The sequence below is a fragment of the Microbacterium sp. NPDC055683 genome, from assembly GCF_053617895.1.
In genome coordinates, this window is the sequence record NZ_JBSHGQ010000021.1 from 1 (window position 1) to 12,925 (window position 12,925).

At 71.7% G+C, this 12,925-nt stretch carries 14 protein-coding genes; 5 read left to right on the forward strand and 9 right to left on the reverse strand.

Annotated features, from left to right (window positions below):
• Positions 1 to 157 precede the first annotated feature (157 nt).
• On the forward strand, positions 158 to 811 hold the full coding sequence (locus ACWGPF_RS09590) for a GntR family transcriptional regulator (RefSeq protein ID WP_452332612.1): 654 nt from the start codon (positions 158 to 160) through the stop codon (positions 809 to 811).
• Here ACWGPF_RS09590 and ACWGPF_RS09595 read toward each other — a convergent pair.
• The 3 genes from ACWGPF_RS09595 to ACWGPF_RS09605 all read right to left on the reverse strand — a co-directional run bounded on the left by ACWGPF_RS09595 (position 808) and on the right by ACWGPF_RS09605 (position 4,605).
• On the reverse strand, positions 808 to 2,424 hold the full coding sequence (locus ACWGPF_RS09595; protein WP_452332613.1) for an MFS transporter: 1,617 nt from the start codon (positions 2,422 to 2,424) through the stop codon (positions 808 to 810). The two genes, ACWGPF_RS09590 and ACWGPF_RS09595, sit on opposite strands and share 4 nt — an antisense overlap.
• Positions 2,421 to 3,440, reverse strand: a complete 1,020-nt coding sequence (gene glsA, locus ACWGPF_RS09600; RefSeq protein ID WP_452332614.1) for a glutaminase A — start codon at positions 3,438 to 3,440, stop codon at positions 2,421 to 2,423. Before glsA ends, ACWGPF_RS09595 begins: the two co-directional genes overlap by 4 nt.
• Before the next feature lie 67 nt (positions 3,441 to 3,507).
• The gene (locus ACWGPF_RS09605; protein WP_452332615.1) at positions 3,508 to 4,605 is read right to left on the reverse strand and encodes an AI-2E family transporter; all 1,098 of its coding nucleotides are present in this window, start codon (positions 4,603 to 4,605) and stop codon (positions 3,508 to 3,510) included.
• A 55-nt stretch (positions 4,606 to 4,660) separates the two neighbouring features.
• On the opposite strand from ACWGPF_RS09605, the gene ACWGPF_RS09610 reads away from it, so the two are divergent.
• Entirely contained in the window at positions 4,661 to 4,963 is a 303-nt protein-coding gene (locus tag ACWGPF_RS09610) for a chorismate mutase (protein ID WP_345438262.1), read from the forward strand.
• A 46-nt stretch (positions 4,964 to 5,009) separates the two neighbouring features.
• Here ACWGPF_RS09610 and ACWGPF_RS09615 read toward each other — a convergent pair whose 3' ends face one another.
• The 4 genes from ACWGPF_RS09615 to ACWGPF_RS09630 all read right to left on the reverse strand — a co-directional run bounded on the left by ACWGPF_RS09615 (position 5,010) and on the right by ACWGPF_RS09630 (position 8,514).
• The gene (locus tag ACWGPF_RS09615; RefSeq protein ID WP_452332616.1) at positions 5,010 to 5,744 is read right to left on the reverse strand and encodes a hypothetical protein; all 735 of its coding nucleotides are present in this window, start codon (positions 5,742 to 5,744) and stop codon (positions 5,010 to 5,012) included.
• On the reverse strand, positions 5,741 to 6,652 hold the full coding sequence (locus ACWGPF_RS09620) for an ABC transporter ATP-binding protein (protein WP_452332617.1): 912 nt from the start codon (positions 6,650 to 6,652) through the stop codon (positions 5,741 to 5,743). Before ACWGPF_RS09620 ends, ACWGPF_RS09615 begins: the two co-directional genes overlap by 4 nt.
• A 16-nt stretch (positions 6,653 to 6,668) precedes the next feature.
• Positions 6,669 to 7,034, reverse strand: coding sequence for a GntR family transcriptional regulator (locus ACWGPF_RS09625; RefSeq protein WP_452332618.1), 366 nt, complete (start codon positions 7,032 to 7,034; stop codon positions 6,669 to 6,671).
• 220 nt (positions 7,035 to 7,254) lie between these two features.
• The gene (locus ACWGPF_RS09630; protein ID WP_452332619.1) at positions 7,255 to 8,514 is read right to left on the reverse strand and encodes an MFS transporter; all 1,260 of its coding nucleotides are present in this window, start codon (positions 8,512 to 8,514) and stop codon (positions 7,255 to 7,257) included.
• An 80-nt stretch (positions 8,515 to 8,594) separates the two neighbouring features.
• On the opposite strand from ACWGPF_RS09630, the gene ACWGPF_RS09635 reads away from it, so the two are divergent.
• Positions 8,595 to 9,176 carry a winged helix-turn-helix domain-containing protein gene (locus ACWGPF_RS09635; protein WP_452332620.1) on the forward strand — a complete coding sequence of 194 codons (582 nt, stop codon included), beginning with the start codon at positions 8,595 to 8,597 and terminating at the stop codon, positions 9,174 to 9,176.
• Positions 9,177 to 9,194: 18 nt separating this feature from the next.
• Here ACWGPF_RS09635 and ACWGPF_RS09640 read toward each other — a convergent pair whose 3' ends face one another.
• The gene (locus ACWGPF_RS09640) at positions 9,195 to 10,208 is read right to left on the reverse strand and encodes a LacI family DNA-binding transcriptional regulator (protein ID WP_452332621.1); all 1,014 of its coding nucleotides are present in this window, start codon (positions 10,206 to 10,208) and stop codon (positions 9,195 to 9,197) included.
• Between the two features lie 77 nt (positions 10,209 to 10,285).
• Between ACWGPF_RS09640 and ACWGPF_RS09645 the strand changes: the two genes are divergently transcribed.
• Entirely contained in the window at positions 10,286 to 11,062 is a 777-nt protein-coding gene (locus ACWGPF_RS09645) for a ThuA domain-containing protein (RefSeq protein WP_452332622.1), read from the forward strand.
• The gene (locus ACWGPF_RS09650) at positions 11,059 to 12,114 is read left to right on the forward strand and encodes a Gfo/Idh/MocA family protein (protein ID WP_452332623.1); all 1,056 of its coding nucleotides are present in this window, start codon (positions 11,059 to 11,061) and stop codon (positions 12,112 to 12,114) included. Before ACWGPF_RS09645 ends, ACWGPF_RS09650 begins: the two co-directional genes overlap by 4 nt.
• Before the next feature lie 14 nt (positions 12,115 to 12,128).
• Here the strand turns inward: ACWGPF_RS09650 and ACWGPF_RS09655 are convergent, their stop codons facing one another.
• Positions 12,129 to 12,914 carry a hypothetical protein gene (locus ACWGPF_RS09655; protein ID WP_452332624.1) on the reverse strand — a complete coding sequence of 262 codons (786 nt, stop codon included), beginning with the start codon at positions 12,912 to 12,914 and terminating at the stop codon, positions 12,129 to 12,131.
• Between the last annotated feature and the right edge of the window lie 11 nt (positions 12,915 to 12,925).

Consider the following 12,925-nt stretch of genomic DNA (forward strand, 5'->3'; position numbering starts at 1 on the left):
GACCCGCGCAATGTCGCGACCTACCCGGGCGGACCTCAGGCTGCTCAGGGCGCGCAGAACGCCTCGCTTCAGCACGGGGCGATGGATGTCGCGGCCAACGCGCAGCTCGAGGGCATGTACGCCGCCCCGCCCGCATCCGACGTCGGGGAGGAGCGGGATGGCCGCGAGGGAGCAGGAGGGTCTGCTGGGCGACGCCGTCTACGCCGACCTCGTCGACCGCATCTTCCGCGGAGAGCTGAGATCGGGCATGCCGCTCAGCGTGCCGGCGCTCGCCGCGCAGCTGAACGTCAGCCGCAGTCCCGTGCGCGACTCCGTCCAGCGGCTCATCGCCGACGGCCTCGCCGTGCACACGCCCCACGCGGGCGCCAGGGTGGCGACCCTCACGGAGGCCGACGTCGCCCAGGTGATGACGGTGCGCGAGCCGCTCGACGGCCTCGCCGCGCGAGAGGCCGTCGCGCACGCGCGCGCCGACGATGTCGCCGCCCTGCGGGCGCTGCTGCGGGCGCAGGAGGAGGGCCTCGCGGAGGAGGACCCGACGGCCGACGCCCGCCGCGACCTCGCCTTCCATACGGCCATCCGCGATCTCGCGCGCAACCGCGTGCTGAGCGACGCGCTCCATCGGCTCGATTCGATCGCGCACCTGCACGACGCGGGGCTGTGGTCGGATGCCCGCGGGCGCGCAGCCGCGCTCGCCGAGCACACGGCGATCGTCGACGCCATCGAGCGCGGCGACGTCGTCGGCGCGGAGGCCGCGGCGCGCGCGCACGTCGCGTCGCTGCTCGTGCGGATGCGGCGGAGGGCCCTCGGCTAACGCGGCGACGGGTCGGGGATCTCCTCCGGCGTGTACCGCGGCAGCCTCGACGCCGGGAGGATGGCGAGCGCGCTGACGCCCGCGAGCACGAGCAGCCCGAGACGCAGGGTCGCCAGCCGCGACTCCTCGTTGACGGCGACGGCCGCCTCGACCTGGGCGTCGGTCGCGTCGGTGTCGTCGAGGACGGCCCGCAGCTCGTCATTGCTCACGAAGTTGACATCGTCGAGGTTCACCTGCGCGACGAGCTCGGGCGGCAGCTCGGGATGCTCGGCGACCGCACGCCCCACGCTCACCCCCAGCAGGGAGACGAGCAGCGCCCCCGCGACGGCGGTGCCGACGGCGGAGGCGAGATTCTGCGTCGTCCCGCGCAGCGAGCCGACATCGCCCGCCCGCTCGGGAGGCGCCGCAGTGACGAGCACGTTGAAGACGAGTGTCACGAGGGCTCCCTGCCCGACGCCGAAGACGACGAGTCCGAGGATCGTCGGGATCGTCTCCCAGTTGTTCGTCACGACGAACGAGAGCCAGACGAGAGCCGCCGTCGTCAGTACGAAGCCGAAGACGCCGATCGTCCGCGGCGGATACCGCCGGTAGAAGCGCACGACCAGCGTCGCCGTGAGGAAGACCGTCAGGTTGAACGGCATCATCGCGAGCGAGGTGTCGAACGGCGTGCGCCCCTGCACGATCTGGATGTACAGGGGGATGGTGAAGTTGACGCACGCCTCGAGCGCCACGACGACGAACATGGCGTAGACGGCGGCCCGCTCGCGTGGGGAGTCGATGATCGACAGGTCGATGAGCGGCACGCGCCCGCCGCGCATGCGGCGCCGGGTCCAGAGGAAGAACGCCTGGCCGAGGACGATCCCCCCGACGATGAGGAGCGGGGCGGGCGACAGCCCGCCGACGGCGAACGGCGCCGCGTCGGTCGCGCGCAGCGCACCCCATCCGTTCAGGTTGTTGAAGCCGAGCGTGAGCGCGACGATCGCGGCGCCGATGAGCCCCGACGCGACGAGGTCGATGCGGATGCCCGGGTCGCCGCGGTCGCCGCGCAGGGTGAAGCTGAACGCGAACACCAGCACGGCGAACGCGAGCACGATGACGAAGACGGGCCGCCATCCCACGAGCGTGCCCAGGGTGCCGCCGATGAGGAACGCGCTCACTCCCGAGATCGCACGCGCCGAACCGATCGCGCCGATCGCCGTCGCCTGCTGTGAGCCGCGGTAGTTCTCCGCGATGAGGGCGACGATGGCGGGCACGATGATCGCCGCTGCGGCGCCCGCGACGGCCTGGCCGGCGATCGCCCAGCCCGCGGTCGGCGCGAGGATCATGAGCACGGACGACCCCGCGAACAGCACGATGACGATGCGGAAGATGAGCACCCATCCGACCCGCTGGCCGAGCTTCGCGCCCGTCATGACGAGGGCGGCCACCGCGAGGCCGTAGACGACGATCGTGGAGCTGGCCACCGTGGGCGGCACGCCGAAGTCGTCGACCATGCCTCCGAGCGAGATGGGCAGCGCTGCGACGTTGAACGACATCAGCACCTGGGCGAGGAAGAGCGACACGAGCGGCATCCACGACGCCCTGACGTCGGTCGCGTTCGGGGACCGGGTCATGCGTGCTCCTCTCGGCGGTGCGCGACGGCGGGCGCCGATGCGAACAGATTCAGGCCCAGGGCCCGGGAGAGATGGCGGATGGCGCGTCGCGCGCGGACCGAATTTCCGGCGGCGTCGAGTCGGGGCGAGAACGCGCCGATCGCGCCCTTTCCGGGTGCGATCGCGACGATGCCTCCAGAGACCCCCGACTTCGCGGGGAGGCCGATCTCGAAGAGCCATTCGCCGCTGCGCTCGTAGAGGCCGGACGCGGCGACCACCGCGAGCGTGTCGCGGCAGACGTCGGCGGACACCACGCGCTCGCCGGTGACCGGGTTGACGCCGCCGTCGGCGAGAGTGGCGCCCATGACGGCGAGGTCGTGCGCGTCGACGTCGAGGGCGCACTGCCGCGTGTAGACGTCGACGACGTCGTCGGGATCGCCGTCGAGGCGGCCGTAGCTGCGCAGCAGCCGCCCGATCGCCCGATTGCGGTCGTTCGTGTCGGCCTCCGACCGGTATACCTCGCCGTTCAGGCGCAGCTGCCGCCCCGCGAAGGCCGACAGCCCCTCGCGCACCCGTTCCCAGCGCTCGGCGGTCGACGCGGCACGGACGAGCGCGGTGGTCGCGATCGCACCCGCATTGACCATCGGGTTCATGGGATGGCCGTCGTTGAGCTCGATCGCGACGACCGAGTTGAACGCGAGTCCCGTGTTGTTCACGCCGACGCGGTCGCGCACGACGTCATGACCGAGCTCGTCGACGACGAGTGCGTACACGAACAGCTTCGAGATCGACTGGATCGAGAAGAGGCGGTGCGCGTCGCCCGCATCGTGCACGGCTCCTGCGGCCTCGACGACGGCGAGTCCGAAGAGCGCAGGGTCGGCCTGCGCGAGTGCGGGGATGTAGTCGGCGACGGTGCCGTCGTCGTCGTCCGCGTATCGGCGATGAGCCTCGTGGACGAGCTCATCGACGCGCGGCGGGTCGGGGAGAGCTCCCGTCGCGACCTGCTGGTCGACATCGTCGCTCGGCTCCTCGGACATCCGGCCCCCCGCCGTCGTGTCGGTTGCTCACACCCTAGGACTCGGCGGTATTCCGGTCAATGGACGATCACACCTTGCGGTCCTGGCGGGGGATGACCACCTGTTTCACGATGAGCAGGACCGACGCCGTCACGGGGATCGCCACGAGCGCGCCCAGCAGCCCGAGCAGCGTGCCGCCGACGAGCGCTCCGATGACGACGAGCGAGCCGGGAACCGAGATCGTCCGGCTCATGACGCGAGGGGTGAGGAGGTACGCCTCGAGCTGCATGTAGACGAGGTAGACGATCGCGAACACGAGCGCTGTGACGGGGCTCGTGAAGAGGGCGAGGGCCGACGCGATCGCCCAGAACAGCACCGATCCGACGAGCGGGATGAGCGTGATGCAGAACGCGGTGACCGCCATGAGCTGCGGAAACGGCAGCCCGAGCACGAGGTGCACGACGAAGACGAACGCCGCGTTGACGAGCGCCAGCACGACCATCCCGCCGAGGTAGCTGCCGACGGACGCCGTGATCTCGTCGGCGAGCCCGCCCACGCGGGCGCGGCTGCGCGCGGGGGCGAGCTGGATGAGCGACACCTTCATCGTGGGCAGCGACGCCAGGAAGTACAGGCTCAGCACGATGACGATCACCACACCCGACGCGGCCGTCGCGACGGTCGTCCCCACCTGGAGTACGCCGCCGCCGATCGCGGCGATGTTCGACGGGCTCGTGAGGAACGCCTGCACCTCGGCGAGCACGGCTCCCACTTGATCGCCGAACGACTCCTCCAACCACACGTACACCTCGGACCCCTGGAAATCGGAGATGAGGGAGGGGATGGAGCGGATGAACTGGGCGATCTGGTCCACGACGGTGGGGATGATGAGCAGGAGGATGCCGACGAGCACGGCGACGAAGCCCGCGCAGACGATGGCGATGCCGCCCGCGCGGGAGAGCCCGCGTGCCGAGATCGCCCGCACGAGCGGATCGAGTCCCAGGGCGATGAAGAGCGCGAAGGCGATGTAGACGAGCACGGTCGACAGGTTCGACAGCGCGATGCCGAGGGCGATCGCGGCGAGTCCGCCCAGCGTCAGGAGGAAGCCGGCGCCGAACGGCTGGCGCAGGAACGCCCAGAACGTGCGCGACGGCGGCGGCTCGGAGACGTCGTGCTCTTCGGCGGTCATGCCTGCCACTGTAGGGGCGGTGCCGCGCCGGGCCGGTACCCTCGACACCATGAGCATGACGAACGAGGAAGCCCGCGCCGAGCTGCTGCGCCTTCGGGCCAGCATCGACAACATCGACGCCGCCCTCGTCTACATGCTGGCCGAGCGATTCCGCTGCACGCAGCAGGTCGGGCAGCTGAAGGCCGAGCACGAGCTGCCCGCGTCCGACCCGCAGCGCGAGGAGCAGCAGGTCGCGCGTCTGCGCGCGCTCGCGGAGGCCGCGCATCTGGACCCCGAGTTCGCCGAGAAGTGGTTCAACTTCGTCGTGGCCGAGGTGATCCGCCACCACGAGGCGGCCGCCGAGCAGCGCCAGGGCTGACGCGACGAGCGCGCCTTCCGAGCGGAAGGCGCGCTCGATGCGCGGCTCAGGCGGGCATCCGCCGCAGCGTGGCGTAGGAGCCGGCCGCGAGGACGACCGCGAGCAGAGCGCCCCAGAACGCGAGCCCCAGGGCGCCGGTGTCGAGGATCCACGTCCACACGCCGGGCCACGCCTCGTTGAGGGTGACGACCGCGACGAAGCCGAGGAGCACGAGGGCGATCGCGAGCATCGCGGTCGTGACCGCGGCGGTGCCCCAGCGCTTGTAGATGGTCGCGAACCAGAAACCGAGGATGAAGAAGAGCAGGCTGGCGACGAAGTAGATGAACCAGGCGGCGAGGGGGCCGGCCACCCACACCCAGTCGAGGTAGGCGAACCAGCCGTTCACGCCGTATCCGTCCGTCGCCTGCTCGAGAAGGCCGAGCAGGACGAAGACGAGAGCCATCCCCGCTGCGCTCACGCTCGCGGCCGCGAGCGAGCCGAGCGAGAACTCGCGGCGGGTGAGGCTCATCGCCTGCGAGAAGGGGAACGACATCGTCATGGCCTGGATGCCGATGGCGAGGAAGTACCACAGCGGCGCCTGCGATCCGCCTCCGAACATGGGGCCCGCCGCGCCGTCGGACGCGGCGTTGATGATCCAGTAGATCGCCATCGTGATGATCCACGAGCCGCCGAGCACGAGAGCCGGCACCCAGACGAACGTCTGGGTGTTGATGAACTGCAGGCGCACGACGTTGAGGATGCGACTGCTCGGCGTCGCGGCGGGGAGGTCGATCGCGGTCATCGGAGTGCTCCTTCCTGGGGGAGGCCGGCGGGCCGGGCGCCCGCGTGCTGGGTGCGGCGGACGATGAGCTGCTGCAGCGACACGGGTGCGAGCTCGAGGCCCGCGTCGAGGAGCCGAGCGCGTTCGGCCGGGTCGATGCGGCCGATGAAGGTGACGGAGGCGACGCGCCCGAGGGTGTCGCGGTGGATGACCTCGCGGCCGGCGACGGCGGCCTCCACGGTCGCCGCATCGCCCACGACGTTCGTCGCCTGCGCGCGGGCGTCCTCGGTCGTCTCGTCCATGATGATCCGTCCGTCGTCGATCACGAGCACGCGCTCGATGAGGTCGGCGACCTCGTCGATCAGGTGGCTCGACAGCAGGATCGTCCGCGGGTGCTCGGCGTAGTCGGCGAGCAGCCGGTCGTAGAAGATCTGCCGCGCGACGGCGTCGAGGCCGAGGTACGGCTCGTCGAAGAACGTGATCTCGGCGCGCGACGCGAGGCCGATCACGACGCCGACCGCCGACAGCTGACCGCGGGAGAGCTTCTTGATGGTGCGCTTGAGGGGCAGTTGGAAGTCGTCGACGAGCCGGTCGGCGAGGTCCTGGTCCCAGCGGGGGAAGAACAGGCGTGCCGCGGCGAACGCATGCCGCGGGGTCGCGTCGTCGGGGTACTTCTGGCTCTCGCGCACGAAGCACATGCGACTGAGGACGCGCGGGTTCTCGTAGGGGTTCTCCCCGAACACGCGCACCTCGCCGCTCGTGGCGATGTTCTGCGCGGTGAGGATCGACATGGCGGTGGTCTTGCCGGCGCCGTTGCGACCGAGGAAGCCGTAGACGACGTCCTTCTCGATGTCGAAGCTCACGCCGTCGAGGGCGACCTTGTCCTTGTATCGCTTGGTGAGGTCTCTGACCTCGATCACGGGGTTCATCCTGTGTCCTTCGGTCCTACGGTGCGGTCTGCGCGGCGCCCGCGCGGATGAGGTCGGCGACGTCGTCGGGCTCGAGCCCGAGCTTTCGCGCCTCGGCGAGGAGCGGCTGCACGTAGCGATCGGCGAAGGCCGACCTGCGCTCCGCGCGGAGCAGCTCCTGCGCGCCAGCGGCGACGAACATGCCGATCCCGCGGCGCTTGTACAGCACGCCCTTGTCCACGAGCATGTTCACTCCCTTGGCGGCGGTGGCCGGATTGATGCGGTAGAAGGCGGCGAGCTCGTTCGTCGACGGGGCCTGCGCCTCCTCGGCGAGGCTGCCGTCGACGATCGAGTCCTCGACCTGCTCGGCGATCTGCACGAACAGGGGGCGGCCGTCGTCCATCGCATCCTCCGGTGTGTCGGTTAGTTACTCGACTAAGTAACCATGGAACCTGGGGCGGTGTCAAGGGCGGGTGTGTCGCGCTCTCGCCAGTGCGGATGTAGGCCTGTCGCGCTCTCGCCAGTGCGGATGTAGGCCTCGAGCCGCCTTTTGGGCAGCATCCGCACTGGCGAAGCGGCCCGTCGTCGACATCCGCACTGGCGAAGCCCGCCGTCTCGGGTGGTCACCGCATCGCCGCGGCGTGCGCGGCCCACCCGGCCTCGGCGGGGAGCGACCGCAGGTTGCGATCCGCCATCGCGACGAGGGCCGCGGCGACGCACAGCCCCGAGGCCAGGGCGAGGGTGCCGGTGCGGCCGGCGAAGGCGAGGCCGAAGCCGGCGACGAGGGGCGCGAGCGGCATCGCGCCCATCGAGAGCACCTGCAGCGCGCTGTTCGCCCGGCCGAGCAGCCGGCTCGGCGTCGCGACCGTGAAGTAGCCGAGCAGCGCCGCGTTGAGGGCGGGGATCGCGACGACGGCGACCGCGAGGACGCCGGCGATCGCGAGCGGCTCGTGCACGAAGGGGAGTGCGATGATGCCGAGGCCCGCGAGGAGCAGCCCGATGACGATGAGCGTCCCGGCGCGCACCCGCGCGACGAGCGCGGGGCTCGCGACGGCGCCCGCGAGCATCGCCGCGCTCGCTGCGGCCATCGTCCATCCCAGGCTGGTCGTCGTCGCGCCGTCCTGCTGCATCGCATAGATCGCGGTCGTCAGGCCCGCGTTGAAGCCGAGGTTGACGATGGTCGACACGATGAGCACGCCTCGCAGGTCGCGTCGCGCCAGCAGCCATCCCATCCCCTCGCGGATGTCCGCCAACGGCGATCGGGACGGTGCGGCGGCCGGCGGCTCACCCGCATCGGAGCCCCCGCGGCCCAGCGCCCACGCGGTCGCCGCGGCGACGACCTGGCAGGCCGTCATCGCGGCGCCGACGATCCATCCGCCCGCGGCGAGCAGCATGCCCCCGAGTGGCGAGCCGAGTAGCGACAGTGCGGCGTCTCGCCCCTGATTCGCCGCCTGCGCGCGGCCCATCGCCTCGTCGGGCACCAGCTCCTTCAGGGTCGACTCGCCGGCGACGCCGAAGAGTCCCGTGCGCACCGCGAGTGCCGTGCTGATCGCGAGCAGCGCGGAGAAGGTCAGCGAGCCGGAAGCGGCCAGAGCCGTGAACGCGGCGGCGAGGGAGAGGCCGATCACGGCGCCGACGCGCATGAGCGGGATGCGGCGGCGTCGATCCGCCAGCACCCCGCCGGCGAGTGTCGCGATGAGCCGTGCCGCGAAGGCCACGGCGCCGAGGATGCCGGCCTGCGCCGGGTCGCCCGTCGTCGCCAGTGCGATGAGCGGGATGGCGAAGCCCGAGAGGGCGTTCGAGAGCCCGGATGCCGTGTCGCTCGCAAGCCAGAGGAGGTAGCGGCGGTCGCGGGTGAGTCGATAGGGCGCGAGAGCGGTCATGGGAGCGAGCGTAGATGCGCAACTGGAGTTGCGCAAGTAATCGTGCGCAACTTTGCGCGCGCAATCCGTAGGATGGGTGGATGTCGAAGCCCGAAGGGAGCGCGCGCGCCGAGACCGTGTCGGCGCGGAAGCTGCGCGCCATGGCGCATCCGGTGCGGCTGCGCCTCGAGGAGGCGCTCGGTCGTCGAGGGTTCGCCCGAGCGGCCGACCTCGCGGCCGATCTGGACCTGCCCGCGAACCAGGTGAGCTTCCACCTGCGGGTCCTGGCCGATGCGGGCCTCATCGAGGAGGCGCCCGAGAAGGCCCGCGACCGCAGGGATCGGGTCTGGACACGGGCGAAGCAGACATGGGAGCTCGGCAGCCCCGAGCACCCGATGGAGGACGAGCAGGCGGGGACCGCGGTCATCCGTGCGCTCGCCGCGCAGCATCAGGACCTCGTCCAGCGCATCATCGCGTGGGCGCCGGAGTACTCGAGCGGCCGAGCGGAGGGTGTCCACGGGACCTTCAACCAGTACGCGCTGTGGCTCGACGAGGAGCAGTTCACCCGGATGCTGGAGCGCATCGGGTCGGTGGTCGAGGAGTTCCGCGACCTCAACGAGCCCGGAGCCGCGGGTGCACGCCGGTGGCGCATGGACCTCATCGCGGCCGACGACGAGATCTGAGCGCTGCCGAACCCCCGCCTACCCCGCCTGCCGAGGCGCCGGACCGAGCGAGTCGCCCTCGGGTGGCCGGCACGGGATGAGCGTCTGCGGAAGGGGGCGGTCGGGGTTCTCGATGCGGTCGATGACGGCGTCGACGCCGAGGCGGCCGAGCTCCGCGCCGGGTGACGGCATGCGCGCGAGCGCGGGGTCCGCGGCGCCCGGCGACGTGCCGATCGACAGCACGGACAGGTCGGCGGGGATCCTCTTCCCGCCCTGCGCGAGCTCCGCGAGGATGCCGGGGGCCGCGTGCTCGTTGACGACGACGAGCGCGGTCGCATCCGAGCCCTCGTCGACGAGCCGGCGGGCGAGCGAGCGGCCTGCGCCCGCATCGCCGGCGCAGGCGAGAAGCCGTGGGGCGAAGCCGTGGCGGGCGGCTGCCGCGAGGTAGGCGGCATGGGCCCGCGCGGCTCCTCCGTGCGGGGAGGAGCGGCCGTCCGGCTCGCCCTCGACGTAGGCGATGGTCCGATGCCCGAGCGCGACGAGTCGATCGACGGCGTCGTCCACGGTCGCCTCGAAGTCGATGTCGACCCATGCCGTGCCCGAGGGGTCGGCAGTGCGGCCGATGAGCGCGAACGGCGTCGTCGACGCACGCAGCAGGTCCACGCGGGGATCGTCGAGCTGCACCTCCATGAGTACGACGCCGTCGACGAGCCCCGTCGCCGTGAGCTCGGCGATCTCCCCGGCGTCGTTTCGCGCGGGCCACAGCACGAGGGTGTAGCCGCGTTCGCGTGCGCGCTCGGCGGCGCCCGTGAAGAACTGCACTCCCGAGCCGCTGAGGTCGCTCTCGAGGGCCGGATACAGCAGGGCGAGGATGTTCGTGCGCCCGCGCGCGAGCGCGCTCGCCGCGTGATGGCGCGCGTAGCCGAGGTCGCGCATGGCGGCCTCGACGCGCGCGCGGGTCTCGTCCGTCACGTGCTTCGTCCCATTGACCACGAACGACACCGTCGCGATGGAGACGCCGGCACGCTCCGCGACCTGCTGCATGGTGGCCATCAGCCCATCCTCCCGCTTGACGAGGCGGCGAGGGGGCCGCATACTCCATTTAAGCGCTTTACCAATGAAGGTGGGACATGGCACAGAGTGAGACGATCCGCGTCGTCGTGTGGGGCGAGAACCGTCACGAGCAGGTGCAGCAGAACGTCAGGGACATCTATCCCGACGGCATGCACACGACCATCCGCGAGGGGATCGAGGAGAACCTCGGCGACCGCGTCGTGGTGCGCACCGTCACGCTCGACGACCCCGAGCACGGTCTCACCGAGCAGCTGCTGCGCGAGACCGACGTGCTGGTGTGGTGGGGGCACGCCGCCCACCACGAGGTCGCCGACGAGATCGTCGACCGCGTGCACCGGCACGTCCTCGCGGGGATGGGGCTCCTCGTCCTGCACTCCGGCCACTGGTCGAAGATCTTCGGACGGCTCATGGGCACGACCTGCACGCTGCGCTGGCGCTCGAAAGACGACCGCGAGATCGTCTGGACGGTCGACCCGACCCATCCGATCGCCCAGGGCGTGCCGCACCCCTTCCTCATCCCCGCGCAGGAGATGTACGGCGAGTTCTTCGACGTGCCGGCCCCCGACGAGCTGATCTTCCTCTCCACGTTCTCGGGCGGCGAGGTCTTCCGCAGCGGGATGACCTACCGCCGCGGGTACGGCAAGATCTTCTACTTCAGCCCCGGCGACCAGGACTACCCCGTCTACCACCAGGCCGAGGTGCGCCGCGTCATCGCGAACGGCGTCGAGTGGGCCCGCACGCTGCGGCCAGAGCGGACGGAGCCCGTGCTGCTCCGATACGACACCGAGGACTTCTACAACGGCCGCGGCTACGAGGGGGCGATGGAGCCGTGAGCGCACTCCGGGTCGTGCAGGTCGGCGCGGGCGGGATGGGCCGCGCCTGGATCGGGGCGATCTCGCGTCACGACGATGCGGAGCTCGTCGGGCTCGTCGACCTCGACCTCGGCACGGCGCGCGCGGCGCTCGACGATGCCGGGCTCGCGGGTGTCGCGGTCGGCACGTCGGTCTCCGAGGTGGCGGCCGCCGTGTCGGCCGATGCGGTCGTGAACGTCACGGTGCCCGGCGCGCACCTGCCCGTCAACCTCGAGGCGCTCGCCGCCGGGTATCCCGTGCTGTGCGAGAAGCCGGCGGCCCCCACCGTGGCCGACGCGCTGCGGCAGGCCGCTGCGGCGCAGGTGCACGGGAGGCTGCTCATGATCAGCCAGTCGCGCCGGTACTTCGACGGCTTCGCGGCGCTGCGGGCCCAGACGGCACGGCTCGGGGCGCTCGGTGCCGTCGCGACGGAGTTCTTCAAGGCACCGCGCTTCGGCGGGTTCCGCGACGAGATGGACCACGTGCTGCTCGTGGACATGGCCATCCACTCGTTCGACGCGGCGCGGGCGCTCATCGGCAGCGACCCGGTCGCCGTGTACGCCGAGGAGTACAACCCGTCGTGGAGCTGGTACCGCGGCGCCGCGAACGCCGTCGCGGTTTTCGAGTTCGCCGACGGCGTGCGGTACACCTACACCGGCAGCTGGTGCGCGCCCGGGCTCGAGACCTCGTGGAACGGGCGCTGGCGCGTGAGCGGCGCCGACGGCAGCGCCGAGTGGGATGGCGACGGCGCACCGGTCTCGTCGCTCGTCGCGCCCGCCTCCGGAGACCGGGCACCGGAGCAGATCGACGGATCCCTCGCCGAGTTCGTCGCGGCCGTGCGGTCGGGCGTGCGTCCGACGACGGATGCTCGCGCCAACGTCGCGAGTCTGGCGATGGTCGAGGGGGCCGTGCTGTCGGCGACGACCGGCCGGCGGGTGCGGATCTCCGACGTGCTGGACGCCGCGTCGGCGCGCGCGATCGAGGTCGAGTCGGATGGCGCGGTGCGCGCGGTGCTGGAGGCCTGGCGGGGCTGATCCGCTCCGCGGCCTCAGCCCGCGACGGGCGCGGTGATCCCGACGGGCTCGCCCAGATCCTCGAACGTCTGGGTGAGGGTGCCGTCCACGCCGTGCACGGTGAGCGACAGCTCCGCCCCGACGGGGGCGAGGCCCGGCGCGAGCTCGACCGCGAGCTCGGCGATGCGCGTCCTCTCCCAATCGAAGGGCTCGGTCGCGGTCATCCGGAACCCGCCGTCCTCCGTCTGCTCGTCGTCGACGAGCCATCCGGGTCCGGCTGCGAGGATGTCCGCCACGGCCCGCGGATCGGCGAACGCCCGGTAGTACTCCGCCGTCTGCGCGGCCATCCGCTCCTGCTCGTCGGACGATGCCGCGTCGGCGGCGACGGGGCCGGCTCCCTGGTCCACCCAGAACGCGCCGTCGACGTACCAGAGGTCGAACGCCCCGGCCAGGTGGAAGGCGTACGCGGGGGAGTACGCGAAGTCGACAGCGCCCTGCGCGAGCGTGCCGCCGAGGGTCATCCGTCCGGAGCCGGCGGCCGCGAGGCCGTCGGCGATGCAGGCCCCCAGGGCGGCGCCGTCCACGCTTGCGCCCACCGCGATGCCGGCGTCGAGGCAGGTCTGCGGCGTCGCGAGCGACTCCGCCGTGGGGGTTGGCGCGGGGGTCGTTGTGGCGGATGGCGTCGCCTCGGACGCGGGCGTCGTCGTGACCGGCTCCGACGCCGTCGGCGACCTCTCGGCGGCGGGCTCCGGCTGTGCGGAGCATCCCGCCGCGAGCAGGACGACAGCGGCGACGGCGGCGGCGGCCGGGACGAACCTCATGCCCGGCAGAC